18 protein-coding genes are annotated in these 26097 nt (G+C 37.2%); 9 read left to right on the top strand and 9 right to left on the bottom strand.

Annotated features, from left to right (window positions below):
- The first annotated feature begins 97 nt into the window (after positions 1–97).
- The 4 genes from KRODI_RS03460 to KRODI_RS03445 all read left to right on the top strand — a co-directional run bounded on the left by KRODI_RS03460 (position 98) and on the right by KRODI_RS03445 (position 3945).
- Positions 98–610, top strand: a complete 513-nt coding sequence (locus KRODI_RS03460; RefSeq protein ID WP_013750183.1) for a hypothetical protein — start codon at positions 98–100, stop codon at positions 608–610.
- A 358-nt stretch (positions 611–968) separates the two neighbouring features.
- The gene (locus KRODI_RS03455; protein ID WP_013750182.1) at positions 969–2486 is read left to right on the top strand and encodes a hypothetical protein; all 1518 of its coding nucleotides are present in this window, start codon (positions 969–971) and stop codon (positions 2484–2486) included.
- A gap of 53 nt (positions 2487–2539) precedes the next feature.
- Complete coding sequence (locus KRODI_RS03450; RefSeq protein ID WP_144783010.1) at positions 2540–3040, top strand: hypothetical protein; 501 nt, start codon at positions 2540–2542, stop codon at positions 3038–3040.
- Between the two features lie 422 nt (positions 3041–3462).
- Positions 3463–3945, top strand: coding sequence for a hypothetical protein (locus tag KRODI_RS03445; protein ID WP_013750180.1), 483 nt, complete (start codon positions 3463–3465; stop codon positions 3943–3945).
- Positions 3946–4007: 62 nt separating this feature from the next.
- On the opposite strand, the gene tsf is transcribed toward KRODI_RS03445, so the two are convergent.
- The 4 genes from tsf to rplM form a co-directional block, all read right to left on the bottom strand.
- A complete protein-coding gene (gene tsf, locus KRODI_RS03440; protein ID WP_013750179.1) occupies positions 4008–4973 on the bottom strand; it encodes a translation elongation factor Ts in 966 nt (321 codons plus the stop codon).
- 91 nt (positions 4974–5064) lie between these two features.
- Complete coding sequence (gene rpsB, locus KRODI_RS03435; protein WP_013750178.1) at positions 5065–5901, bottom strand: 30S ribosomal protein S2; 837 nt, start codon at positions 5899–5901, stop codon at positions 5065–5067.
- A gap of 207 nt (positions 5902–6108) precedes the next feature.
- The gene (rpsI, locus tag KRODI_RS03430; RefSeq protein WP_013750177.1) at positions 6109–6495 is read right to left on the bottom strand and encodes a 30S ribosomal protein S9; all 387 of its coding nucleotides are present in this window, start codon (positions 6493–6495) and stop codon (positions 6109–6111) included.
- The gene (gene rplM / locus KRODI_RS03425; RefSeq protein ID WP_013750176.1) at positions 6496–6951 is read right to left on the bottom strand and encodes a 50S ribosomal protein L13; all 456 of its coding nucleotides are present in this window, start codon (positions 6949–6951) and stop codon (positions 6496–6498) included.
- 293 nt (positions 6952–7244) lie between these two features.
- Here rplM and KRODI_RS03420 point away from each other — a divergent pair, with 293 nt between their 5' ends.
- From KRODI_RS03420 to KRODI_RS03410, 3 genes are all read left to right on the top strand, one after another.
- Complete coding sequence (locus tag KRODI_RS03420) at positions 7245–9938, top strand: DUF5916 domain-containing protein (protein ID WP_013750175.1); 2694 nt, start codon at positions 7245–7247, stop codon at positions 9936–9938.
- 120 nt (positions 9939–10058) lie between these two features.
- On the top strand, positions 10059–10871 hold the full coding sequence (locus KRODI_RS03415; RefSeq protein ID WP_013750174.1) for a hypothetical protein: 813 nt from the start codon (positions 10059–10061) through the stop codon (positions 10869–10871).
- A 295-nt stretch (positions 10872–11166) separates the two neighbouring features.
- Positions 11167–11670 carry a hypothetical protein gene (locus KRODI_RS03410; RefSeq protein ID WP_013750173.1) on the top strand — a complete coding sequence of 168 codons (504 nt, stop codon included), beginning with the start codon at positions 11167–11169 and terminating at the stop codon, positions 11668–11670.
- Between the two features lie 82 nt (positions 11671–11752).
- On the opposite strand, the gene polA is transcribed toward KRODI_RS03410, so the two are convergent.
- From polA to KRODI_RS03380, 4 genes are all read right to left on the bottom strand, one after another.
- A complete protein-coding gene (polA, locus tag KRODI_RS03405) occupies positions 11753–14602 on the bottom strand; it encodes a DNA polymerase I (protein WP_013750172.1) in 2850 nt (949 codons plus the stop codon).
- Between the two features lie 1265 nt (positions 14603–15867).
- Positions 15868–16896: an isoaspartyl peptidase/L-asparaginase family protein gene (locus KRODI_RS03390; RefSeq protein WP_013750170.1), complete on the bottom strand. Its 1029-nt coding sequence runs from the start codon at positions 16894–16896 to the stop codon at positions 15868–15870.
- A gap of 24 nt (positions 16897–16920) precedes the next feature.
- Positions 16921–17721, bottom strand: a complete 801-nt coding sequence (locus KRODI_RS03385) for a sulfurtransferase (RefSeq protein ID WP_013750169.1) — start codon at positions 17719–17721, stop codon at positions 16921–16923.
- Between the two features lie 10 nt (positions 17722–17731).
- Positions 17732–20674 (bottom strand): GH92 family glycosyl hydrolase, encoded by a 2943-nt coding sequence (locus KRODI_RS03380; RefSeq protein WP_013750168.1) that lies wholly within the window; start codon positions 20672–20674, stop codon positions 17732–17734.
- A 100-nt stretch (positions 20675–20774) separates the two neighbouring features.
- Here KRODI_RS03380 and KRODI_RS03375 point away from each other — a divergent pair, with 100 nt between their 5' ends.
- Positions 20775–21491 (top strand): copper homeostasis protein CutC, encoded by a 717-nt coding sequence (locus KRODI_RS03375; RefSeq protein ID WP_013750167.1) that lies wholly within the window; start codon positions 20775–20777, stop codon positions 21489–21491.
- 57 nt (positions 21492–21548) lie between these two features.
- On the opposite strand, the gene lepA is transcribed toward KRODI_RS03375, so the two are convergent.
- The gene (gene lepA, locus KRODI_RS03370; protein WP_013750166.1) at positions 21549–23345 is read right to left on the bottom strand and encodes a translation elongation factor 4; all 1797 of its coding nucleotides are present in this window, start codon (positions 23343–23345) and stop codon (positions 21549–21551) included.
- 135 nt (positions 23346–23480) lie between these two features.
- Between lepA and KRODI_RS03365 the strand changes: the two genes are divergently transcribed.
- Entirely contained in the window at positions 23481–25892 is a 2412-nt protein-coding gene (locus KRODI_RS03365; protein WP_013750165.1) for an outer membrane beta-barrel family protein, read from the top strand.
- Positions 25893–26097 lie beyond the last annotated feature (205 nt).

Below are 26097 nucleotides of genomic sequence, written 5' to 3'. Positions count from 1 at the left end.
AATAAGTATTTTAACGTTATGTTTTAAGGGTGGAGTGATATTGAATTGTATGTGTCTCGTTATAATTTTGGAGTAGTAATCATAAAAACAACATACAATGGCAAAACTACAAGCTACATTATTAAAAGTTATTGGTAACGCGTCAAGCGGTATTGATATAGAGATTAAAACAGATATTATTTTCAGTAATCTAGATAAGCAACTCGATGTTATCTACTACGTACAAGGATTTGTTTACGACGTAGATGGAGAGGAAGATATTATGATGCCGCTCATTAATGAGTTGCATTGTCAATTAGATGTTGAGCAAGTAAAAGACGCTTACTCTAACGAGGATGATATGATTTATAACAAGCTTGGTAAGAGTTATAAGGCAAGTAATGGTAATGTTACCGCCCGTTTTAAATTCCAATTACAAAAAGACCCTAGCTCCGTTAGACCTGGTAATTCCCTTGTAAGTAATAAGGTTATTGAGGCAATGCGAGATGAAAAAGACGGCTATGCTCTTGAACTCAAAGCAATGTTTGTGCTCACTAATGAACTTAATGGCATTGCCATAAGTAGGAGTAAAGAGGTGTCTGTGCCGATAATGGATCAGTATATTTCGTAGGCCTCTTTAAAGAATTAAACAAAAAACGCCTTCATCTGGAGGCGTTTTTAATATCAATAAAGTTTGTAAAGCGATTAAGCTAGAGAAACTCTTTAGGTTTGATGTTTTATGTATACGCTTTCGCGAAAGCAGACTTTTTTTAAGAAAAATATCTTCATTTTACGGATTTCCTTTTTTTTAGCTCACTGATTTGTAGTACGTTTACTCCAAATTATAAATTATGCAACAAGCAAACAAACAAATGAAACAAAACAAAACATCATTTTTGAAAGGCTTATCCTTATTTTTCATGGCAATAATTATTGTTTGTTGTCAAAGTGACAACTAAGTAATTGACCTCGTGGTTCAAGATGAGTTTATGTCTATTCAAACAGTTGAGGAGAGCGACGCTTTAAAATATGCTACCAAAATTTTAAATAATGGCGCACGCACTAAAAATAATATCATTTTACCTTCCCTTGATGGGAAGTCATTAACTTATAAGTCGATAGTAGGAAGTAATGTGACTCTTCCTGTTTTTAATACTAATACTGACTCTAATGTGCTTGGTGAGTTTTTCTTAATAAAGGAAAATAATGAGATTAAAGGTTATTATTCGTTTTTCTACGCCTCAAAATCTGAGGATGAAATAAATAAGGGCACAAATATATTAGTGATTTTAAACGAAGATGGAGAATTTGTTAATGGATTTCGCTTAAGAGGTGGAGTTTTTGTTTCAAGATTTGTAGGTAGCTTGTCATCTCCAAAGTCCAAATCTCTAAGGGTAGTCGAGCTTGAATCATGTGATGAGTTTTATTATACTTGTGGAGTGCAAGGAATTGATGAAATTATTTTAACAAGTAGCGGTAGCGGGAGTGCTATAAATAATGGATCTGTGACAATATTTACATTTCCACCACGTGGAGGTGGGATAAGTATAGGTGTTAATAATGGTGATGTAGAAGTGCCATTGGGCGGTAGTTCTGGTAATTCACATTACAACCCAGGAGGTTCTAGTGCTGGTGAGCCTCTCTTTCCTTGTGGAGACTCTTTGCACGGTTGTGAGAAAATGAAGTGTGAAGATGGAAGCAATCAAGATTATTATGGGAACTGTGAGGAGGTTGAAAACATAATTTACACAGAAAATTTACGTTCTAAGCCTTGCCACAAAAATATTATAGAGGTTGCTATTGGTTTAAGTTCTCCTTTAACTACTCTAATCAATAGGACTTTTGAAGTGAATAGTGAAACAAATTTGACATTAGATTCTAGTGATGATGTATCTGGAAACGCAGCAACAAGACCAACCTTTCTTTACAATACATCTACAAGAACTTGTGATGTCAAAATAAAGTTCAGAGAATCATATCTGACTACTACAACAAATTTGTCTTTAGCTAGAACAGCTATACACGAAAGTCTACACGCAGTTTTAGTTTATATGCACGAAGATGGACATCTGGTAAATGATGATGGAACACCATTAGAGGGGTATGCGGATTTAGTAGAGGCTTACAGTGAATATAGGGCTGGATTGGATGTTGATTTAAATATTACTCACCATGAAGCTATGTCAGAATTTGTTTCTTCTATAGCTACTTCTGTTTCTGAATATGGTAGAGGTATAGGTTTAGATGAATCATTTACTTATTATGAAAAATTAAGCTGGGCGGGACTGACCGAGACAGAATCTTTCAAAAATTTATATCCAAAATATTTAGTTCCAGACGATGAAACAGATAACCCTGATAACGTTAATACAGAATGGCTAGATATTATTAATACTATTGCAGTAGAACAGGATAACAGTAGTTTAGAATTTCACCATCCAGATGGAACAATCTATTCTTATGAGTCTAAAGGAAACAATATCAATACTACAGAGCCATGCGACTAATTTTATTTTTAATAGTACTACTTTTAAGTTGTAAAACCTATAACAGTGATTTTTTGCAAAATAATGAAGCAGCAGATGTTTCAAACGTTGCGGCTTCTCATTTAGAAAACGTTTATAAAGATGAAAAAGTAAGCTTTGTTTTAAATGTTAATACTAGAGTTGATGAATTAATAGAAATGCTTGATGAGGATAAGCCTTATTATTTGCAACAAACAATTTTATTATCTCAAGAAAGTAGTGTTGAACTAAGCAAATCTAAAAGTACAATTAGCAGGCAGCTTCAGGGCTTAAATGCACTTAACTGTGATAATTTAAAAATCAATAAAAAATTTATCTGTTATAGCAATTTTGAATTGTACCCTCATAAGAAAAAAGGGGATCCTAGAGAATTAAAAAATCCTTTTATATATCTTTCCAAGCCATTTTTTACAGTTAGCAAGGATTATGCAATTATTTTCTATTCTATAGGTACTAACAATACTTCTCAAAGTGCTCTTATGATTTTAAAATATGATGAGAACTCTTGGGTTTTTAAAGAAAGAATGATTTTCTAATAAAATATTATCGAATATCTGTATAAATTCCCATTTTCAGAAATATGTTATTACTTAGTTATTTAAATCGTACTCATGTCATCGATATTTGTCCATTTGTACTGCATTTTACTGACTAGGATGGTTGTGCTTCTCATTTCAAAGCATATGGGGACAAAGAGGTCATTTTCAAGGTCAGTATGGATTTTTAGAATATGATGTAAATTGTTGGCTCGAGGATAGGCTCAAAAGAGTGTTTAGAGAGAGAAGTGATGGTGGTCGTGTACGAAGAGGTAATCCATATAATATTAATGTTAACGAGTATAAAAATGGTCGGATGGGTGGGTGCGAATAACTCCTATAGAAAATACACCTCAATATCAGAATTTCACGCTGTACGGGGTAACAGTGGGGACAAGTGGTTTTACAAATAATTGTTCAGAATGAGAATCTATAAATTTATAGTGATAATATTGTTAATGAGTTCTTGTGAGTCTAAAGACTTTTTATCCACTTACAATAAAAACGAAATAGCCATTTTTTATTTTGACGAGAGTATTGAGGGAATGTCAATCTCTAGAGATTCGTTACCTAATAATAGGAAATGGAATTATAATTTTGAACTGGAGAATTATAAAGATAAGTCTCAATTAAATCTTCCATTGAAATTAGTATTTAAAGATTTTAAAAATTTTGACTACCAGTTTGCTTATGATAGTACCACAGTATTTCGGCTAAGATCCGAGAATATGGTTAAATATGATGATAAAATCTGGACTTTGGAAAGGTTATCTTCACTTTCTAAAAATGATCTTTTAAAGCTCTTGTTTAGCACAAAAAATAAGTTTATTCTAGATGTTTCTGAGTTAGAGGAAAATACTATTGTTTTAAGAGAGGTGTATCGAGAACATCTTTCGGTAGAATAATTCTAAACAAAAAACGCCTCCATATGGAGGCGTTTTTAATATCAATAAAGTTTGTAAAGCAATTATGCTAGAGAAACTCTTTTAAAAGCTACTACAGATGCATCACCTTTTGAAGCAACAAATTCTGCTACGTTCTGGCTTTCATCCATAATAAAACGTTGGTCAAGTAACGCTTGCTCGTGATCAAGAGTCGTGTTGTCTGCAACAAAACGAGCTACTTTACCAGGTACAATGTTATCCCAGATTTTTTCTGGCTTACCTTCAGCTTTTAATTGTTCTTTAATATCTGCTTCTGCCTGTGCCATTACTTCTTCAGTAAGTTGTGACATAGAGATATATTGAGGTACGTTTTTAAGAGTTTTCCCAAGACGACCTAGTTCAATATTGTCCTTTTCGATAGCAGCAATACGTGCATCAGTTTCTGATGCTACAAATGCAGCGTCAAAATCTTTGTAAGAAAGCGTGTTTGCTCCCATAGATGCAACTTGCATAGAAACGCTCTTTGCAACCTCCTCAGCATTATCTGTGGCAGCGCTAAGACCTACTAAGGCACCTATTTTGTTACCGTGTACATAAGAACCTACAAAAGGAGCTTCTAATGTCTCATAACCTCCTATTTCGATTTTCTCACCTATGACACCAGTTTGCTCGATAAGCTTTTCTTTAACAGTCATTCCGTCAAAATCTGCAGCAAGCATTTCTTCTTTAGAGTTTACGCTTAATGCGATATCTCCCATTTTTGTAGCTAGCTCGATAAAAGAATCGTTCTTTGTTACAAAGTCAGTCTCACAGTTAAGTGATACAACAACTCCGCGTGTGTTATCTGCATTGATCTTTGCAATAACTACACCTTCAGAAGAATCTCTATCTGCTCTCTTTTCTGCAACTTTCTGTCCTTTTTTACGAAGTACAGTGATTGCATCATCAAAGTTACCTTCGGCTTCAACTAGGGCTTTTTTACAGTCCATCATTCCAGCTCCAGTAGCTTCTCTTAATTTCTTTACGTCTGCGGCGGTAATGTTTGCCATGATATATAAGGTTTTAAAATTGAAAAAAGTCGTCTATTCGTTTTCAACAAAGAAAAGAAGTAGACGACTCTTAAGTATTATCAAATAGTTATTATTCTTCTTCTTCGCTAGCCGCTACAGGTGCTTTTGCAGCCTCAGCTTTAGGAGCTTTTGCTTCTGCCTTTGGAGCATCTGCTTTTTTAGCTTTCTTTTCAGCCTTTGGAGAATCATCACCTTCTTTTGCTGCGTCTTTACCAGCTTTGCGATCTGCAAGTCCAGCACTAACAGCTTCAGAAACGAAACCTACGATTTTGTCTATAGATTTAGAAGCATCATCATTTGCAGGGATAAGATAATCTACTTCTCTTGGATCAGAGTTAGTATCTACCATTGCAAAAATTGGAATGTTTAATTTTTGAGCTTCTTTAATCGCGATGTGCTCTCTCTTGATATCTACTACAAATAGAGCGCCTGGAAGACGAGTCATATCTGAAATAGAACCAAGGTTTTTGTCAAGCTTCTCACGAAGACGGTTCATCTGTAGTTTTTCTTTCTTAGAAAGTGTATCAAAACGACCGTCTTTTTTCATCTGGTCGATTGTCTGCATTTTCTTAACAGCCTTACGTATTGTAACAAAGTTAGTAAGCATTCCACCAGGCCATCTTTCTGTGATGTACGGCATGTTTGCGTTACGTGCTTTTTCAGCTACGATATCTTTAGCTTGTTTTTTGGTAGCTACAAAGAGTATTTTTCTACCTGAAGCAGCAATCTTTTGAAGAGCCTCGCAAGTCTCTTCTATCTTTGCTGCAGTTTTGTAAAGATTGATGATGTGTATCCCATTGCGCTCCATATAGATATACGGTGCCATGTTTGGATCCCATCTTCTTGTGAGGTGTCCAAAGTGTACACCTGCATCAAGCAATTCTTTTATTTCGATGTTGTTTGCCATTTTTGTAATAGTTTACGTTCCGTTGGACATTAAAATTAGCAACTCCGAGTTCACGAAGTTTAGATGCTAAACTAACCTTATTAGACTTCGCTTTCGCGAAAACATAATAAGCAACGACAACATTTCAATTAATTTTAAATTTTGATAGTAATCAGTTTCCAATAGTCTCTCTGTAGTAATAAAACCACTTGAGAGCAAAGCGAAATATTAACGCTTAGAGAATTGGAATTTCTTACGTGCTTTCTTCTGACCAAATTTCTTACGTTCCACCATTCTTGGGTCACGAGTAAGAAGTCCTTCTGGCTTAAGGATAAGACGATTTTCTTCGTCTAGCTCACACATTGCTCTAGAAAGAGCAAGTCTGATAGCCTCAGCTTGACCAGTAATACCACCACCATAAACGTTTACTTTAATATCAAAGTTACCCTCATTGTTAGTCATAACAAGTGGTTGGTTTACTTTGTACTGAAGTGTTCCTGTAGGGAAGTAGTTGTTCAGTTCTTTTTTGTTAATAGTGATGTTTCCTTTTCCTTCAGAAAGGTAAACACGAGCTACTGCGGTCTTACGACGACCGATTTTGTGTAAAGTCTCCATTTACTTAATTTCGTTTAGGTTAATGGCACGAGGCTTCTGCGCTTCCTGATCGTGCTCTGCTCCTGCATACACTTTAAGGTTACGGAAGATAGCACTCCCCAATTTGTTTTTTGGTAACATCCCTTTCACGGCAGCTTCTACTACACGTGTAGGATCTTTATCGTAAAGCTCTCTAGCTGTAAGACTACGTTGCCCACCTGGATAACCTGTGTGACGGATATATGATTTTTCCGTCCACTTGTTTCCTGATAATTGCACCTTTGCAGCGTTTATGATAACAACGTTATCTCCACAATCTACGTGAGGTGTAAAGCTCGGTTTGTACTTACCGCGTAAAAACTTAGCTACGATAGAAGACATACGACCTAGCGTTTGTCCGTCTGCATCTATCAAAACCCACTCCTTGTTTACGGTAGCTTTGTTTGCAGATACTGTTTTGTAACTTAATGCGTCCACACTAATTAATTTTAATTAAACATTCCATTTCCCGCCTAAAAACGGGTTTGCAAAAGTACATAAATTTATTTATCTCACAAACGTCTGTCTGACTATATTTTGTATTGTTCTTTTTCTTGGTCAAATAAGTATTATAAGGTAGTCCCAAAAATGCTCTTAATCTTTGATTTTTCACGCTTTCGCGAAAGCGTATATCTTCATTCTAAATGTTAAGATAATCATAAAGATTATTTGTTGCTGTCACATTTACAGCGCTATAGAGTCTTTCTAGTAAATCAATCAAAACCAAACCAATGTTACTTACTATCAATCAACTCGGAGCAGTAATCGCGCTCCTTTTTCTAAGTTCCCTAAGCTTAGTAGCCCAAACAGAAGCTACTGAGCTTAACATCCCCAAGAAAGTATACAACACAATTGCTGTAAAAGGAGAGGCTCCAGATATAGATGGAGACCTCTCTGATGCAGCCTGGAATGACGTAGCATGGTCTTCTGGATATGTAGAATTTCAGCCAGATGTAGGTACTGAACCTACCCAGCAAACAAAAATGAAAATTACTTATGATGGTAAAAATCTTTATATAGCTTTCCATTGTCTCGAAAGTGATAAATCTAAAATAGAAAGAAGACTAGGGCGTCGAGATGATTTTCCAGGTGATTGGGTAGAGATTAATATAGACAGTTATAATGACGATCGTACTGCTTTTTCTTTTACTGCCTCTGCCTCAGGAGTAAAAGGCGATGAGTTTGTGTCAAATAACGGCAATTTTGATAGTAGCTGGAATCCTATCTGGTATCTAGCCACAGGAGAAAATGAGGAGGGCTGGACTGCAGAAATGCGTATACCTTTGAGTCAGCTACGCTTTAGTGCAGAAGAGATTCAAACTTGGGGTATACAATCTACAAGGCGCTACTTTGCAAATGAAGAGCGTTCTACCTGGCAGCCACTTCCTGCCAATCCTCCAGGATGGGTGAGCGAATTTGGAGAGCTACGAGGTATCAAAGGAATTAAGCCACAAAAGCAATTAGAGATTCAACCCTTTGTGCTGGGGCAGTATGACACTTTTGAGGAAGAAGTGGGTAATCCTTTTAGAGATGGAGATGATTTTGGAGGGAATGTAGGTCTAGATGCTAAGATTGGAATAACAAATGATCTTACTCTCGATCTTACGGTAAATCCAGATTTTGGACAAGTAGATGCAGATCCTGGCGCTATTGCATTAGACGGGTTTGAAATATTTTTTGAAGAGCGTCGCCCTTTCTTTGTAGAAAATAAGAGTGTCTTTGACTTTAGAGTGGGTGGTGGTGCAGATAACGTATTTTTTCCTAGACGTATAGGGCGCACTCCACAAGGAGGAACCACCTTTGATGCCTCAAAAGGAGAGTATGAAGACTTTCCTACTAATACTACCATATTAGGAGCAGCAAAGTTTAGTGGTAAAACGAAAGATGGCTGGACTATAGGCGTGCTAGAAAGTGTAACAGGAAAAGAATTTGCCGAGATTGAACTAGACAATCGAGAAGAGATTACAGACCCTCTTGATCTAGATGGGCTTCTGGGTGAAAAGCGTAAGGAGCTGGTAGAGCCACTCACTAATTACTTTGTAGGTCGTGTTCAAAAAGATTTTAATGACCGCAACTCTTTTGTAGGCGGGATATTTACTACTACTCACAGAGATATGGAGCGTAGCCTAGACTTTTTACATACGCAAGCCTACACTGGCGGTATCGATTTTAGACACAACTGGAAAGATCGTAAGTATTATATAGAAGGGCGTGGTATTATAAGCCGTGTAAACGGAGATCCTCAAGCTATTTTAAATACACAGACATCGCTTACGCACTTATTTCAGCGAGTAGATGCAGAGCATCTAGAAGTTGATCCAGACGCAACGAGTCTGTCTGGTACTGGTGGTAATCTTGCTATAGGTAGAGGAAGTGGCAAGTGGCGATATGAGCTAGGAGGTAACTGGAGGTCTCCAGGATTAGAGCTTAATGATATAGGCTTCTTGCGTCGCGCAGATAGAATTGTACAGTTTGCAAGCGTAAGACGCTTCTGGAATAACTCAACTTCCTGGTATAGACAAGCTAATGTAGGTGTTGAGCAAACAACACAATATGATTTTGATGGAAATTTTAACCGTATACAGTATGAAGGTAGGGCAGAAATTAACTGGAAAAACAATTGGTTTACTGAAGTAGGAGGCGCTCATAAACCTCGCATATTTATTAACTCCTTCTTGCGTGGTGGACCACGCTGGAGATTTAATGAAGAGAACTTTTACTTTGCAGCCGTGGGGACAGATCAACGTAAGAAGTTAAGTGCTATTGCTGTTTATGTAAATTCTCAAGCAAAACAAGATAACTTTTCTTTAAATAGGTATGAGTTACGTCTCAACTACCAGCCACTTGATGCATTGAGTTTATCTCTTTCTACAGAATATGAGATGAACCCAAATAAAACACAATACGTATCACAGCAATCGTATGCGCCTGCTACTTTTGGGACGAGATATATAACTGGGGAGATTGAGCAGGAAACCTTGAGCGCAACCTTGCGCGTTAATTATAATATCAATCCTAATTTTACCATACAGTATTATGCACAGCCATTTATTGCTAAAGGAACTTATACTAATTTCAATTTTGTAGCAGATAGTGATAATGAAAACCTCAATGAGCGAGTTACACTATTTAATCAGAACCAAATAAGTGAGGTAGACGGTGGCTATGCAGTAGATGAAGATGTGGATGGTACTACAGATTATAGTTTTGGAAATCCTGATTTTAACTTCGTGCAGTTTCGCTCTAATCTTGTTGCAAGGTGGGAGTATATTCCGGGGTCAGAAGTGTTTTTAGTGTGGTCACAAGGAATAGAAGGAGGCGCATCTTCTAGAGAAAGTCTTACAGATGCTTTTGATAGTCAAGTGCTAGGGCAGCAAATTAGAAATACGTTTTTAGTTAAATGGACGTATCGATTTGTGTTGTAACTGTCTTTTGTCTGCTTGATAACACCTTACGTCGAGTTCTTGGTTTTTTAAGTTTAAGAATTTCTTAATAAAAATTTCTATAAGTGTATAAACGTATAGTTTAGCATCAAAAGAACATTTATGAAATTCACCCCTTTAGTTTTATTGATTGTTAGTTTACTGGTTACAAATACTTATGCTCAAGTAGGTGTAGGGACAGTGTCACCCTATGCTGCTCTAGATATAACAAGTAATAATAGTGGTCTTTTGATTCCGCGAGTAGATTTAAGTTCTATATCAGATGTTACAACAGTAATAAATCCTAATGGGCCTACTCTTGTAGAGGGTACGATGGTATACAATACAGGAGCTGGGACATTAACTTCAAAAGGATTTTATTACTGGCAAGACGGCCAGTGGAATCAAGTAGCGCAAGCTAATCAAAGTCCAGTGCGTTTCGGTAAAATTCTTATAGATGGCTCTGGAACAATTGATGTAACGGGAATAGGCTTTGAGCCTAGCTCTGTTGAGTTTACAGCAATAAATAGAGTCCAAGGTTTTGATGAAGGTACAGCTAGATCTGGTGCAAATAATTCAAACGATATTAGAATGGCTGGAGGAATGACTACGGGTTATGCTATAAATGGCGGTACTGGTGCAATAGATCAACAAGTGATTTCTAATGCCTTTAGTGGTTCAAGTATTAATAATATAGGGACATATGCGTCAGAAGATTATTGTATAGCAGCTTATTTTGTTAATAATAATGGATCGCCACTTTCTGATGATGGTACAAGTGGTGGATCAAGTGGCACTACACAACAAGGCTTTATTAGAGCTTCTTTAGATAGTTTTAATTCAGATGGATTTACACTAGATGTAGATCGTTTTCTTAGTGCAACCGCTGGTGAACGAACTAATCAGATAGTAGTAATCTATAAAGCATATCGATAAGTTGTTAACCTTAATATCGTGTGATATTTAAGTTTTGGGAAATTGAAATTTTAAAAAACTAAAAAACCACATGCTAATAATAAGAATGTGGTTTTTATTAAGGGTTACGCTTTCGCGAAAGCATAAAAAAGGAAGTACTCATTTATACGTATCTAGGCGTTGAAAAATTTAATTAGTGCTTTAATGTCAAATATCTTCTATCTGTTAATGTTTTAGTGAAAAATGTTAATTTTTTTTCTAGTTACTTAATAATGTAACGATAGAACGCTATATATTTGATAGCGTAAATTTTATTATGAAACGGATTATTATTTTTTGCATCGTAACTCTTAGCATTTCAAGCTGCGGTAATGATGATGTGAATAAGAAAGACAGCATTAAGGGAGGTGTGTACAAGCAAATATCTTACGATCTTACGGTACCATTAGATTTAAATAATGATGGTATTTTTTCTACTAACTTATTGGAAGAAAACGGAGCAGTTTTGAGTCCGCAACAAATTACTTTTAGTTTAGATAACACGGTGATACCACCTTATCCTATTACTACATGTGTAGATGATGATGGCAATGGTCATTTAAACGAATTTATATGCCTAGTAGTAGTCAACTATGTAAATCCTCCGTCGTATGTTCAGAACGAGAGAACAGTAACTATTAATAATAGTATTGTAGGACTGCTCTCTGAAGATAGGGATACATTGAGATTTGAAGAAACACTTACTAGAGACTTATTAAATAATGCACCCTCGGGAGGTTTTGATGATACAATGGCAATATCTACATACGTGAGAGAGTAACTTATAGAATGTAAAATAGCAAACATAAGAAAGCCCAAACATCGTAAGATGTTCGGGCTTTCTTTATTGTAAAGAGTTTGGTTTAATGCGCCTCTAACCAATTCTGACCTAACCCTACCTCAACATCAAGGGGTACAGCCATCTTAAAGGCACTTTCCATTTCTGTCTTGATTAGCTCTTTAATGGCATCTAGTTCGTCATTAGGAACATCAAAAACAAGTTCATCATGCACTTGAAGAAGCATCTTTGTTTTATAGTCGCTATTTTCTAGCTTCTCAAAAATATTAATCATCGCGATTTTAATAATATCTGCAGCGCTTCCTTGTATAGGAGCATTGACTGCATTTCGCTCGGCTGCGCCTCGCACAACTCCGTTGCTGGAGTTAATACCGTTAAGGTAACGACGACGATCTAATACTGTTTTTACATAACCATTTTCTCTCGCAAACTCAACAAGCTCGCTCATGTAGTTACGTAGTTTTGGGTATGATTTGTAATAATTGTCTATTAGCTCTTTTGCCTCGCCACGCGATAAATCTGTCTGGTTAGAAAGTCCAAAGGCAGACACTCCGTATATAATCCCAAAGTTTACCGTCTTAGCATTACTACGTTGCTCTCGAGTAACCTCTTCTAGCGGCACATTAAAAACTTTGGCAGCTGTACTAGCGTGAATGTCTTCTCCATCTGTAAATGCTTGGATCATGTTTTCTTCCTCACTTAACGCGGCAATAATGCGCAGTTCTATTTGAGAATAATCGGCAGCAAGTAGGGTGTGATTTTCATCTCTTGGTACAAAAGCCTTACGCACTTGGCGACCGCGTTCTGTACGAATTGGAATATTCTGTAAGTTAGGATTGTTTGAGCTCAAACGTCCCGTAGCTGCAACCGTTTGCATGTAATCTGTATGGACGCGTCCATCTTGAGCTACTTGCTCTGGAAGCGCGTCTACATAGGTGGATTTTAATTTTGACAAGCCGCGATAGTCTAGTACTTTTTGGATAATGTCGTGATCCTTTGCAAGGTACGAGAGTACATCTTCGGCAGTAGAGTATTGACCTGTTTTTGTCTTTTTAGGTTTGTCGACAAGTTTCATTTTGTCAAATAGAATCTCACCTAACTGCTTAGGAGAGCCTATATTAAATTCTTCTCCCGCTTCCGCGAAAATTTCTGATGTAAGACGCTCTATATCTGCATTGAGATCTCCAGAAAGGCTTTGCAAGAAAGATACATCAAGATTGATTCCTTCCACTTCCATAGCCGCTAGCACACGTAATAGCGGAATTTCAATATCGTCAAATAACTTACGAGTACCAGCCTCGTCTAGCTCTTTTTCAAAATGTTGTTTAAGTTGTAATGTAATATCTGCATCCTCTACCGCATATTCTGTTTGGTCATCTACAGAAACATCGCGCATAGACTTCTGGTTCTTTCCTTTCTTTCCTATAAGTTCTGTGATAGATACAGGTGTGTAGTTAAGATAGGTTTCTGCGAGTACGTCCATATTGTGACGCATATCTGGGTTGATGAGATAATGAGCGAGCATGGTATCAAAAAGTTTCCCTTTTACCTTTACGTTATACTTCGCAAGTACTTTGATATCGTATTTTAAATTCTGTCCTATCTTTTCAATCGCTGTGTTTTCAAAGAAAGGTCTCAACTCTTCTATAAGTGCCTGTGCTTCTTCCTTACTTTCTGGAAAGGGTATGTAATATCCTTTTCCTGCTTCCCATGAAAAAGCAATTCCTACTAGTTCTGCAACGAGCGGATCGAGACCTGTAGTTTCAGTGTCAAAACATACAGAAGACTGCTTGTTGAGGTTTTGTATGAATAATTTTCGCGCAAGCGGACTATCAACTTTTTGATAAAAATGCTGCGTGTCTTTTATTGTTTTGCGAGTTGACGCATCAGAAACTGCGGCTGCAGTCGCTCCGCTATCACCACCAAATAATGAAAACTGACCAGCACCAGCATTTGAAGCCACCGCTTTCTTTGCTGTAGGCGTAGAAGAAACTTGTGTACCTTGATCTGCTTCTCCAGAAAATATTTTGATAAATTGATCTTTCATTCGGCGGAACTCAAGCTCCTCAAACTTTTTTCCCACTGCCTCAGCATCTGGTTCAGAAAGTTCGTAATCTTTTGCATTAAAAGTCACGTCGCAATCTAGCATGATGGTCGCAAGTTTTTTAGAAAGTAAGCCTAATTCGGCATTTTCTATAACCTTCTCTTTCATCTTACCCTTGAGCTTATCTGTATTTGCCAGTAAGCCTTCCATAGATCCGTATGCAGCTATAAATTTCTTTGCGGTTTTATCGCCCACTCCTGGAAGTCCAGGAATGTTATCTGAAGCATCACCCATCATGCCTAAGTAATCAATAACTTGCTCCGGACGTTCAACTTCAAAACGTTTTTGCACCTCTGGTATACCCCAGATTTCTATACCATTACCCATTCGGGCAGGCTTATACATAAAGATATTTTCAGATACCAGCTGTGCATAATCTTTATCTGGAGTGACCATATACACCTTAAAACCTTCCTTTTCGGCTTGCTTAGATAGGGTTCCTATGAGGTCATCTGCTTCTACACCTTGACGTTCTATGATAGGTATGTGCATAGCCCTAAGAATCTCTTGGATATGAGGAATCGCAATACGTATTGCCTCTGGAGTTTCATCACGGTTTGCCTTGTAATCTTCAAAAGCCTCCACACGTGCAGAGCTTCCACCTTTGTCAAAAGCCACCGCAAGATGATCTGGACGTTCTCTCTTTATAACGTCAAAAAGACTATTAGTAAATCCCATAATTGCACTTACATCCATTCCGGAGCTTGTGATACGTGGGTTTTTTATAAGCGCATAATATCCTCTAAAAATGAGAGCATATGCATCTAGTAGAAATAATCTCTTCTGGGTATTCTCTGTGGTATTGGTCACGTGAAGTTGTTTTGAATTACGCTTTCGCGAAAGCGTATGACGGCTAAAACTCAAATGTAAGAAGATGTACTTAGATATAGCAGCGGTGTTGATAAATAGTGGCGCCAAACATATGACCTAAGCAAGTTTTACGTAAAATAATGAAGTAAGTGAAGGGTTGAGCAAACTAGCGATAGCCTCACAATTATTTTTTATTAGTCATATTTCTAATTTAGACGAATATGACTAATTCTTCAATGGCTTTAGTTTGCACCGCAACGACGGAAATTTTTAGTAAAGTTCGGTTAAGTCTAGACTTTTTTGGTTCGTTTTTTTTGTCAATGAAAAAAATGAACGACTTCTTTGAAAAGGACTCAATTAATGGAATGAAAACTATTGTTTTTAAAACTACAATTGAATCCATAATTTTTTAAAAATAAACATTTTAGTTCACAATCATTTTAAATGACCTAAGCGAATTTTACGTAAAAAATGAAGTAAGTGGAGGGTTGAGCAAACTAGCGATAGCCTCCTCAATATTTTACAATAGACATATTTTCAATATAAGCTTAGAAAGACATAATCGGCGATGACTTTTAGTTTGCGCCGCAACGAAAGAAATTTTTAGTAAAGTTTGATTAAGTCTAGACTTTTTTGGTTCGTTTTTTTGTCAATGAAAAAAATGAACGTATCGGATATTAGAACTTAACCTTGATCACAGTAAAAGCCAAGCAAGAATGAGAAATACATGAAACCGCTCGTTTTAAAATAGTGCTAGCATTAAAACTTATCTACTCGCGACCCCAATATGATTTGTTGTGAAAGCCAATCCTTGACTTTTGGGCATAAAGAAAGCCAAGCAAGAATGAGAAATATGTAAAACCGCTCGTTTTTAAATAGTGCTAGCATTAGAGCTTGTCTACTCGCGACCCCAATATGATTTGTTGTGAAAGCCAATCCTTGACTTTTGGGCATAAAGAAAGCCAAGCAAGAATGCTTGGCTTTCACCCCAAATCATAATTGATTATTTAAAGTCAATTACAACAGTCTTAAATATTTTTTGCCTTACCGGCTTGCGCAAATATATAACAAATCTTTAAATAGAATATTGTGTATTATTTAATTCTGAGATGATGTTGGTGTTTAATTGATTGAAATTCAGTGTTTAAAAAAGCGTATTTCAGATTTTACAATTAACTAAATCTTAGTAAAATAGCGTCTTTTGTGTATTTTAACGATGCAAATAGGTATCGTGTCTATTTCATGTGACAAATATGTGTGATGAACTAGCTATTTTTTGTGTCGTAAAAAGAAGATGAAATATTTTCATTTTTTTTATTTTGATACTTCATCATTGTAAATCCCTTATGAATACAATGACTTCCAGTCTCACCAGATTTATTCATAGCGATGTAGGCGATTTGGAAATCCTTATAACGAGCTCCCTTCTTTGTAATTCTATGGATTGCTTCCTCACAAGCAGCTTGTGGTGACATTCCAGAACGCATTAACTCTACAATTAAAAAACTGCCAACTGTCTTGAGTACTTCTTCTCCCATTCCTGTGGCTACAGCACCACCTACTTCATTATCTATAAAAAGTCCAGATCCTATAATGGGAGAATCTCCTACGCGCCCTTTCATTTTATAGCCTAATCCAGACGTAGTGCAAGCACCTGCAATATCACCATTGTTATCTATAGCAAGCATCCCGATGGTATCGTGATTCTCTATGTTAATTTCCGGTTTGTAATCACTTGTTTTCAACCACTCTTTCCAAGCTTCTTTGCGTTCTTCTGTGAGAAGTTTTTGTTTAGTAAATCCCTGCTCATAAGCAAATTCTTCGGCGCCTTTTCCTGCTAAGATGACGTGTGGCGTTTCCTCCATAACCTTACGAGCTAATGCAGCCACATTTACTATATTTTCAACAGCAAGCACAGCTCCGCAATCTCCTTCTGGATTCATCACGCAGGCATCTAGCGTTACATTACCCTCTCTGTCTGGAGTGGCTCCTATTCCTACGGTGGTATTTTCTATATTTTCTTCTTCTACAGCGACACCTGCTATAATTGCATCGAGTGCAGAGCTGCCGCCATCTAGGAGTTCGCCAGCTTTTGCTGTAGCTCCAGAAAAGCCCCATGTACAAATGGCAATGGGAGATGGTTTTTTGATGTTTTCTTTTTGCGCTTTCGCGAAAGCGGTATTATCCACATCACCAGTGCTTGTGCTTAGGTCATTGCATGCCATCAAACTTGCGCCTGTAGCAATCCCAGCTCCCGCAACTGCAGATTTATTTATAAATTTTCTTCTGTTCATAATGCGATATGTACTACAGTGATATTAAACAAATAGTTCTTGTTTTTCTGCCCATTCTGTCCATGAGCCATCATAGACACTACACTTTCTATCTGAAATTAAGGCCCAAGCAAATAAAATGATACAAGCAGTAATTCCAGAACCGCAGCTAAAAATAATTGGCGTGTCTGCAAGATTAAGATTATTAAAAATGAGTTTTAATTCTTCCTTAGACTTAAACTTTCCGCTATCTAAAACTTCTGTATATGGTAAGTTTAATGAGTTTTTAATGTGGCCGCTTTGTATATGTGTCCTAGGTTCTGGATCAGTTCCATTAAATCTACCACTAGATCGAGCATCAATGAGTTGGCAGTCTCCGCTATTGGTATTTTGAACTACTTGTGTGTAGCTCTTAATAGCAGACTCATCAAGGTGAGCTTTAAAATTACCAGTGGTTCTTTTTACTTGGACAATAGTTGTAACTAGAGAATTGTTTCCTATCCATTCTGGGAGACCACCGTCTAATACAGATACATTGTGATGTCCCATTGTTTTAAACATCCACCACACGCGCGGACTGGTAAAAATCCCTTTGTCATCATATATGATAATATGACTGTCACTATCTATGCCTAAGGTTTGGCATTCTTTTTCAAACTGTGCAGGTTGAGGGAATGTGTTAGGAAAAGCACTTTTTGTGTCGCTAAAAGTGTTTTTAATATCAAAGTGTTGCGCTCCACGGATGTTTGAAGCAGTATTAAAATGAGCGCTTGCATCTAGTAATACCATATTGTCATCACTAAGATGTTTCTCAAGCCACTGTACTGAAACTAATTGATCTACCATAATTATTCTGTTACTGAACTACAATCTCGTCTACAAATACCCAACTTTTTCCTTGATATGGAAAGCCTAAGTGCCACTCTGGAAGATCTCCTAGTGTCTTTGCGATAAGCTTTATATAGCGCGCTTGTGTACCTTGTTGTATCCCTTTAATACTTTTAATAGCAATGTCCTCATCACGAGAAGCAGCATCAATTTCCTCTTGGTGATAGATTTCAAAATTTTCACCGTCCATAGATGTAAGCAATGTTACTTCTGTTGGGTAGAAAATCCAACTGCGTTGATCTTGTAAAAAAGCAGTTTCAATACTAGTGATGGTTTGTGTTTTGCCTAAGTCTAGCGTAGCTACTACATCTTGGGCATCATAGCCCTGCCATGTGCCTGAACGGAATTCTTTTACTCCTCTTACTCCATCTATCAATGCATTATCTCCACCGGCATTATAAGCATTTGCGTAGGTAGCGTCTAGTGTGAGACTGTAGTTTTCATTTAGTTTGAACAACGGAGTTTCTATGGTAGCACTTTGTCCATGACGACCCATCGCATAGGTGCGTAAGGTGTTGTGATCTTTAATTTTAATGGGTAGTCTGTATTTTTTGAAGTTATTACCATCTTCTTCTAGTGCATAAAAAACATCCACATTTTTATCTGTGGTGGCGAGTGTGATTTCTGTGTCTTTTTTAAAGTTGGCTTCTCCTTTTGCTATAAAAGGCGCTACTGTAAATTTATTATCCTCAATACTTGTTTTAGGACTATGAGCGGGGTGTTTTGCCCATCGGGAATGAGTAGCTGCCATATTAAATATGAGTTCGCCGCCATCCATTATATCTCCGTGTTTCAAGTATGAATATGGGTACGCCTTATCATTCATATACGCACTTTCTATGTGTATATTTTCTTCAGAGAGATTTTGTGCAACAATGGTAAAACTATTGCCATTTTCTAAATGTATGGTAGCCTTATCAAATAATGGCGTGCCAATAACATACTCATTACTTCCAGGGGTTACAGGGTAAAAGCCTAAAGAGCTTAGTACATACCACGCGCTCATTTGCCCACAATCTTCATTACCAGAAATTCCATCTGGAGAATTGGTATATAATGTAGTAAGGATCTCGTGTACACGCTTCTGAGTTTTCCACGGCTTCTGTATATAATTATATAAATATGCCATATGGTGGCTAGGTTCATTGCCATGTGCATATTGTCCTATTAATCCTGTGATATCTTGCTGGTGACGACCAGAAGTTGCAGTCTCGGCCGTAAATAGTGTGTCTAGTTTTCTTTCAAAAACCTTATTTCCTCCAGAGAGATGAATAAGCCCACTTATATCTTGAGGTGCATAGAGACTATATTGCCAGGCATTTGCTTCGGTATAATTAAAATTTACTTCAAAGGGATCAAAAGGAGAGAACCATGTGTTGCGCATGCGACCTCGCATAAAACCAGAAGAAGGGTCATATACATTTTTATAAGACTGTGCACGTTTTGTAAATTCTTGATAGATTTCATCATTACCCATTTCTTGAGCCATTTGAGCTATGGTCCAGTCATCATAAGCATATTCTAGTGTCTTTGATACAGACTCTGCTTCGTCATTTGCAGGTATAAAACCGTATTTCTTGTAAGAGTCAAGACCAAGTTTGTCTTGCGAGGCGCTATGAAGCATCGCTTTAAAAGCTTTATCTGTATCGTAATCACGTATTCCTTTTAGATATGCATCTGCGATTACGGGTACTGCATGATAACCTATCATACAGCCAGTATAGTTGCCAGCTAGATCCCAGATGGGCATAATACCACCTTCATCATACTTGGCAAGAAAAGTATTTATAAAATCATTGGTGCGCTCTTCTTCTATAATAGTATACAAGGGATGCGCTGCGCGATACGTATCCCACAGTGAGAAAACAGTGTAGTAATCAAATGCGTCTGTTTGGTGAATTTCTAGATCCATCCCTCGGTAGCGGCCATCCACATCTTGATAAAGGTTAGGGGCTAGCATGGTATGATATAGCGAAGTATAAAAATTAGTTTTGTAATCTGAGTTTTCACTTTCTACAACAATTTTTTCTAGCTGACTTTCCCAAGTACTTTGTGCTTCTTGCTTTACTTGGTCAAAGGTTTTGTTTCCTATTTCGGTTTCTAGGTTCTTTCGCGCCCCAGCTTCATCTACGGCAGATATTCCGATTTTTATGATGATTTCTTCATTCTTGGGATTGTCAAACTGCAATGCAGCTTTGTGTGATGTCGCGCCGTTCTTCGTCCCTTTTGGTTGCTTTAGGTATTTGAAACTGTGTGATGTTTTAATGTAATAAAACAGCTTTTGGTTGCTAGCCCAAGCCTTGGAGTGTCTATGTCCCGAGAGTTCTGTGCTAGAGAGTGTATCTATTTTGGTGCTCAGTACTTCATCACGGTGCTCAAGATCTAAAATCACAAAGTTTTTTAAAGAGTCCGCTTTCGCGAAAGCGTACTTATGCACACCGCTACGAGCAGCAACAGTAAGAGCTACGTCTATATTTGAGTTGTCTAGATGTACGCTATAATATCCTGGTTGTGCTACTTCATTATCATGCGTAAAATGATCCCGATACCCAGGTTTTCCATCTGCACCATTATTAAACATTATGGAAGTAGAAGGCATCAAGAGGATATCTCCATAGTCTGAAACTCCCGTCCCGCTCAAATGTGTGTGGCTGAAGCCATAGATAAACTCATCATCATAATGATACCCAGAACAACCGTCCCAGCCATCAAGGCGTGTGTCTGGACTAAGTTGCATCATGCCAAAAGGCATGGTCGCCCCAGGGTAGGTGTGACCGTGACCGCCTGTACCTATAAAAGGATTTACGTAGCCTATGAGGTCTTGGTCTTTTTGAGCGGGAGTAACCTCCGTAATATGCTCGCAACTAGTGATAATAAATAGGAGAACAAAAAGAGAGAGTAGGTAGCGCATTGATATGGTAGGTTTGTGTCTAAGATACAGAAAAGCAGTAATTCTTTAAACCGACTTTTACATTAAAGAAAGGGCACATATGGTTTAGTATCTTTAAGGAATGAAATTAGAAATCTGTGCAAACTCGTTTGAAAGTGCGCTGGCTGCTCAAGATGCAGGAGCACATCGTATTGAACTTTGTCAAGAGCTGTCACTTGGAGGGATAACTCCTAGTAATGGTTTGATAGAGAAAGTGATGCAAGAACTAGATATCCCTGTATTTGTACTCATAAGGCCAAGATCTGGAGATTTTATGTACTCGGAAGCCGATTTTGATGTGATGTTGCGGGATATTGCTTTCGCGAAAGCGCAAGGTGCTCACGGAATAGTTTCTGGAATATTAAACACAGATTTTAAAATTGACGCAGAGAGGACTGAACGCTTAATAACCGAATGTGGTGAACTACCTTTTACCTTTCATCGTGCTTTCGATTGGACGCCTGATGTTCTTGCTGCCTTAGAGCTACTCATAGATATGGGCGCTCAGAGGGTTTTAACTTCTGGAATGAATGTTAATGTGAATGAAGGTTATGAAACCTTGGTGCAATTACTAGCTGCGGCTAGAAATCGTATAGGTATTTTACCTGGCGGAGGAATCTCTGTTGATAATGTTATGAAATTTAAGAACGCAGGTTTTAGCGAAGTGCATGGTAGTTTGAGTAGTAATGCGTTTGGATATAATCATCCTATAAAAATGCATTCGCTAGCAGGTCATGAAAATAACTTACTTCAAACCTCTGATGTTTTTAAAATAAAGGCACTCTTAAATATGCTATAAAAAAAAGGGTGCAGTTTTAAAACTGCACCCTTTGATATTAATTATTGTAGTTGATGATTAATCATTCAACTTAAGAACCGCCATAAATGCTTCTTGTGGGATTTCTACATTACCCACGGCACGCATACGCTTCTTACCTTTCTTTTGTTTTTCTAGTAGCTTACGCTTACGAGAGATATCTCCACCATAACACTTAGCCGTTACATCCTTACGAAGTGCTTTAACCGTCTCACGAGAGATGATCTTAGCCCCAATAGCTGCTTGTATTGGAATGTCAAACTGCTGGCGTGGTATTAACTCTCTTAATTTTTCACACATACGCTTACCTATATCGTAAGCATTGTCTTGGTGTAATAACGCAGATAATGCATCTACCGCTTGCCCATTAAGCAGCACATCAACTTTTACAAGTTTTGAAGCGCGTAGGCCTATAGGAGAGTAATCAAAAGAAGCATACCCTTTTGAAACTGTTTTAAGACGATCATAGAAGTCAAAAACAATCTCTGCAAGTGGCATGTCAAAATTAAGTTCTACCCTTTCTGTAGTAAGGTATGTCTGGCTTACAATCTGTCCTCTTTTTTCAATACATAAAGACATTACAGGTCCTACAAAATCAGATTTTGTAATGATAGTTGCTTTAATGAATGGTTCTTCTACACGGTTTAATGAAGAAGGTTCAGGAAGATCTGAAGGATTATTGACTAGAATAATCTCCTCAGGGTTTTTATGTGTAAAGGCATGGTAAGACACGTTAGGTACCGTAGTGATAACCGTCATGTCAAATTCACGCTCAAGACGTTCTTGTATGATTTCTAGGTGAAGCATTCCAAGGAATCCACAACGGAAACCAAAACCTAGTGCAGCCGAACTCTCTGGCTCAAAAACTAGAGAAGCATCATTAAGTTGTAGTTTTTCCATAGAGTTACGAAGCTCTTCGTAGTCCTCGGTGTCTACTGGATAGATGCCAGCAAAAACCATTGGTTTTACATCTTCAAAACCTTCAATAGCATTTTGCGTTGGGTTCTTGGCATCTGTAATTGTATCACCCACTTTTACTTCGCGGGCATCTTTTATTCCAGTGATTAGGTAGCCTACATCACCAGTTTTTACTTCTTGCTTTGGGGCTTGTGTAAGTTTTAACGTACCTACCTCGTCTGCGCCGTATGTGTTTCCTGTTGCGACAAACTTAATTTGTTGGTTTTTCTTGATACTTCCATTAATAACGCGGAAGTAAGTCTCCACACCACGGAAAGGGTTGTAAACACTGTCAAATATCAAAGCTTGAAGAGGTTCATCTGGATTTCCTTTTGGTGCAGGAATACGATTGATTACCGCAGCAAGAATCTCTTTGATACCAATTCCAGTTTTTGCAGAAGCGGGTATAATGTCTTCTGGTTCGCATCCTAGAAGGTCTACAATATCATCTGTAACCTCTTCTGGATTTGCACTTGGAAGATCTATTTTATTAAGAACAGGGATAATCTCAAGATCATTTTCTAATGCTAGATAAAGATTTGAAATTGTTTGTGCTTGTATACTTTGAGCAGCATCGACAACAAGTAAAGCTCCTTCACAAGCCGCGATACTTCTAGAAACTTCATATGAAAAATCCACATGTCCAGGAGTGTCAATGAGATTGAGAATATAATTTTCTCCCTCATATACATATTCCATCTGTATAGCGTGGGATTTGATCGTGATTCCACGCTCACGCTCTAGGTCCATACTGTCTAGCAGCTGTGCTTGAGACTCACGTTTTGTAACCGTTGCAGTCTCATCAAGTAGACGATCTGCAAGTGTACTTTTGCCGTGATCAATATGGGCAATTATGCAAAAATTTCGGATGTTCTTCATAGTCTCTCAAATAGAATGCAAATATACGAGATATGACATCATATTGTCACGGTATTAGAGATTAGAATATTTATTATAAAAAAATGTTAAATACATTATACTCATTATTAGGTTTCTACCTATTTTTATCAACTTATGACAGAAATTAAGAATTCCCTCATTCTCATATTCATAGTGTTAACAGCGTTTTGCTCTTACGGTCAAGACTTTAACATTAATGGTAAAGTGCAAGACGTTAATGCACAACCTATTCCTTTTGCAAACGTAGTGTTGCTAGATGCAGAAAAAGAAATTGTACAAGGTACTATTACAGAAGACAATGGGTCTTTTGTGATTTCTTCCATAAAACCATCTGAAGAATATTACATTAAAGTGAGCTTTGTAGGGTTTGAAGACGTAACGACCAATGTAATTTCCCTTTCGGGAAATAGAACGCTTTCACCTATAGTTTTACAGGCAAGTGAGGAAAGTTTGGGTGAGGTAACAATTACCGCAAAAACTCCAACCGTTGATCGCAAATCAGATAGACTTGTGTTTAATGTGGAAAATAGTATTCTCTCTACTGGAAGTACACTAGATATCTTAAGACGTACACCTGCTGTAGTTGTAACTCAAGGAGGAATAAATGTTAGGAATCAACCTGTTACTGTATATCTTAATGATAGAAAAGTACAACTTAGTGTTGAAGAGATAAGAAGTTTACTAGAAAGTCTGGACGGGAATAATATAAAGTCTGTTGAGGTGATTACAAATCCTCCAGCTAAGTATGATGCAGAGGGAGGAGCTATTTTAAATATCAATACATCTAAGGCTGTTGCAGCTGGTTACAAAGGAAATGTGAGTGCTACAGGCACTTATGCTATTTACCCAAAACATACTTTTGGTACTAGTCATTTCTTTAAAAATGATAAGGTAAGCTTGTTCTTTAATTATAGTTATAATCCTCTTAAAGCTACAAAGCAGAGTGATAATTCAATTAATTATGTAGATCAAGGTGTTACTAAGATTTGGGATCAAGATTTTGAGCGCAAAACGTGGTCTAAGGCACACAATGCAAATCTTGTAGTCGATTATGAGCTAACGGAGAAGTCACAACTTAGCTTGTCTGTAATAGGTTTGTTTTCTCCAGATGTTTTTGAATTTACGAGGGCAACGACAGATGTTGTCTCTCCTTCTGAAGATCCTTTTTTTATAAGAACACAAAGTAATATAGACAGTGATCGTAACAATGTAGCTTTTGATTTGAAGCATACGTACGCTTTAGAAAAAGGTGAACTGAGTACAAGCGCACACTTTACTAGTTTTAATCGCAGTAAACTACAGCGACTGGGGTCAGTCTATACAAATGAAATTAATGATGTGCTCAGTAACATAAGATTTGCAACAGATGCTACTCAAGATATTGAGATTTTTACTGGACAGGTAGATTACAATAGAAGTTTTGGCGAGGTGCTTTTTCAATCAGGTGCCAAAGTTGCGATTATAGATTCTCAATCTAAGATTGATTTTTTTGATTTAAACAATGTTGAAAATACTGGACTTGAGCAGGCACAAAGCGATAACTTCTTATATGATGAAAATGTATACGCTGCATATATTTCGTTTAATAAAGATTGGGAAAAATGGTCCATAAAAGGTGGCTTGAGGGCTGAGCAGACAAATAGCATAGGGAATTCTATTGTTTTAAATACTAAGACAGAGTTAGATTATTTTGAATTATTCCCTAGTGCTTATGTGCAGTATAGCCCTTTTGAAAATCACAGCTTTGCGATAGATTATTCTCGTAGGTTAGAAAGACCGCGTTACCAAGACCTTAATCCATTTGCATATTTTATAAATGAGAACAATTTCATAATAGGAAATTCTGGACTACAACCATCTTTTAGTCATCAATTCAATGTGAATTATTCATTAAAAGATGAATACTTTTTTGATGTTTACTATAGAGATAATGGAGAGAACATTGTTAGGGTGGCTACACAAGACAACGAGAATCAAGTGTTGAGGTCAGACAGCCAGAATGCTCTAGGTAGTAAATCATGGGGACTAGATTTTAGTCATGGTCGCTCTGTAAGTAGCTGGCTTTATACGAGTGTGTATGTAAGTGCTTTTCATGAAGAAGATTCATTCCTTATAAATAGATCTACAAACACTAGCTTTAAAAATGACGTAAATGGATTTTATGCTTATGTGGGAAACTATCTTACCCTAGATAAGGCAGAGACCTTAACGGGTTTTGTGACCTTCGAGTACTTATCTAAATTTATCGTAGGTTCTTATACTCAAGATGAAACCATTCAACTGGACCTTGGCCTTCGTAAATCTTTATGGAATAAAAGAGCTTCTGTGAGCTTATCTGTAGGAGATATTCTTAATCAGGCAAATGCTGTTGTGTCAGCCAAATATGAGGGACTAGATAATCAATATTTTCCTGAATTGGAGACTCAATTTCTTAGAATTGGGTTCAAATATAATTTTGGTAACTATAAGTTGAAAGATAATAATCGCGATTTAGATAAGGCAGAGCGGGATAGAATTAATAATTAAGACAAGTATTCATCGATAATACTATTACAAAACCACTTCAACGAAGTGGTTTTGTTGTTTAGATACAAATCCGTTTTGCAATTACTTCTTGAGCGCTTCGTTTTATTCACTTGGAAAAAGAAAGTACCTTTGCGGTTGTTACGCTTTCGCGAAAGCGTACCTAAAAACAAATACGTTTACAATAAAACAGTGGTGATATTTATTA

This window comes from Dokdonia sp. 4H-3-7-5 (assembly GCF_000212355.1).
Taxonomy (GTDB): domain Bacteria; phylum Bacteroidota; class Bacteroidia; order Flavobacteriales; family Flavobacteriaceae; genus Dokdonia.
The sequence above is the reverse complement of the archived record's forward strand: the minus strand, read 5'-3'. Positions and strand labels throughout refer to the sequence as shown.

What these genes read in the sequence shown, in the direction of transcription:
- KRODI_RS03460 (WP_013750183.1), top strand. Translation starts at nt 98, where the DNA reads ATGGCAAAACTACAAGCTACATTATTAAAAGTTATTGGTAACGCGTCA.
- KRODI_RS03455 (WP_013750182.1), top strand. Translation starts at nt 969, where the DNA reads ATGTCTATTCAAACAGTTGAGGAGAGCGACGCTTTAAAATATGCTACC.
- KRODI_RS03445 (WP_013750180.1), top strand. Translation starts at nt 3,463, where the DNA reads ATGAGAATCTATAAATTTATAGTGATAATATTGTTAATGAGTTCTTGT.
- tsf (WP_013750179.1), bottom strand. Translation starts at nt 4,973, where the DNA reads ATGGCAAACATTACCGCCGCAGACGTAAAGAAATTAAGAGAAGCTACT.
- rpsB (WP_013750178.1), bottom strand. Translation starts at nt 5,901, where the DNA reads ATGGCAAACAACATCGAAATAAAAGAATTGCTTGATGCAGGTGTACAC.
- rpsI (WP_013750177.1), bottom strand. Translation starts at nt 6,495, where the DNA reads ATGGAGACTTTACACAAAATCGGTCGTCGTAAGACCGCAGTAGCTCGT.
- KRODI_RS03420 (WP_013750175.1), top strand. Translation starts at nt 7,245, where the DNA reads ATGTTACTTACTATCAATCAACTCGGAGCAGTAATCGCGCTCCTTTTT.
- KRODI_RS03415 (WP_013750174.1), top strand. Translation starts at nt 10,059, where the DNA reads ATGAAATTCACCCCTTTAGTTTTATTGATTGTTAGTTTACTGGTTACA.
- KRODI_RS03410 (WP_013750173.1), top strand. Translation starts at nt 11,167, where the DNA reads ATGAAACGGATTATTATTTTTTGCATCGTAACTCTTAGCATTTCAAGC.
- KRODI_RS03390 (WP_013750170.1), bottom strand. Translation starts at nt 16,896, where the DNA reads ATGAACAGAAGAAAATTTATAAATAAATCTGCAGTTGCGGGAGCTGGG.
- KRODI_RS03385 (WP_013750169.1), bottom strand. Translation starts at nt 17,721, where the DNA reads ATGGTAGATCAATTAGTTTCAGTACAGTGGCTTGAGAAACATCTTAGT.
- KRODI_RS03380 (WP_013750168.1), bottom strand. Translation starts at nt 20,674, where the DNA reads ATGCGCTACCTACTCTCTCTTTTTGTTCTCCTATTTATTATCACTAGT.
- KRODI_RS03375 (WP_013750167.1), top strand. Translation starts at nt 20,775, where the DNA reads ATGAAATTAGAAATCTGTGCAAACTCGTTTGAAAGTGCGCTGGCTGCT.
- lepA (WP_013750166.1), bottom strand. Translation starts at nt 23,345, where the DNA reads ATGAAGAACATCCGAAATTTTTGCATAATTGCCCATATTGATCACGGC.
- KRODI_RS03365 (WP_013750165.1), top strand. Translation starts at nt 23,481, where the DNA reads ATGACAGAAATTAAGAATTCCCTCATTCTCATATTCATAGTGTTAACA.